The organism is Streptomyces katrae (assembly GCF_000717655.1).
Classification (GTDB): domain Bacteria; phylum Actinomycetota; class Actinomycetes; order Streptomycetales; family Streptomycetaceae; genus Streptomyces; species Streptomyces katrae_B.
The window spans coordinates 1-284 of record NZ_JNZY01000123.1 but is presented as its reverse complement, the minus strand read 5'-3'; the positions used below and the strand labels follow the sequence as shown (position 1 = coordinate 284).

Below are 284 nucleotides of genomic sequence, written 5' to 3'. Positions count from 1 at the left end.
GAGCGGACCTGGGTGGTCTGCGGGGTGATCCCGGCGGCCTGCATGAGGCGGGTCATGTCGCGTCGCTGGTTGGGGGTGACGAGGGTGACGACGCTGCCGGACTCACCCGCGCGGGCGGTGCGTCCGCCGCGGTGGAGGTAGTCCTTGTGGTCGGTGGGCGGGTCCACGTTGACCACGAGGTCCAGGTTGTCGACGTGGATGCCGCGGGCCGCGACGTTGGTGGCCACCAGCACCGTCACGTGCCCGGTCTTGAACTGGGCCAGGGTGCGGGTGCGCTGGGGCTG

1 protein-coding gene is annotated in these 284 nt (G+C 71.8%); it reads right to left on the bottom strand.

Annotated features, from left to right (window positions below; genetic code table 11):
• On the bottom strand, positions 1-284 hold a 284-nt coding region (locus IF09_RS0139640; RefSeq protein ID WP_030304473.1), incomplete at both ends, for a helicase-related protein.